Source organism: Pseudomonas sp. 01L34, assembly GCF_056400265.1.
This window is the reverse complement of sequence record NZ_JBFTSX010000060.1, coordinates 1-368: the sequence shown is the minus strand read 5'-3', so window position 1 is coordinate 368 and position 368 is coordinate 1. Positions and strand designations below refer to the sequence as shown.

The 368-nt window shown below is 62.8% G+C and carries 1 protein-coding gene; it reads left to right on the top strand.

Features of this window, described 5'->3' with window-relative positions; genetic code table 11:
• Window positions 1-368: immunoglobulin-like domain-containing protein (locus AC1DQM_RS29980; RefSeq protein ID WP_477747284.1), on the top strand; the 368-nt coding region annotated here is incomplete at both ends.

Here is a 368-nt window from a genome sequence, read left to right as displayed (position 1 = left end):
CCTGACCAATGCCGCTGGCACACCCGTGACCGTGACGCTGAGCAATGGCGCCGTCATCACCATCGATGCCGGTAAAACCACCGGCTCCGTGACCGTCCCGGCCCCGTCCGATGACGTTTACAAGGATGCGGGCACGGTCCAGGCCACCATCTCCACCGCCACCGGCGGCAACTTCGAAAACCTGGTAACCAGCAATACGCCTGCGGTCACTACCGTCAACGACACCATCGACACCAGCACTGTTTCGCTGAGTGCGACCGCGAACGTCGCCGAGGGTGGCACCGTGGTGTACACCGCGTCCGTCACTGCTCCAGTGACTGGTTCGCCAGTGGTTGTGACCCTGTCCAACGGCCAGACCATCACCATTC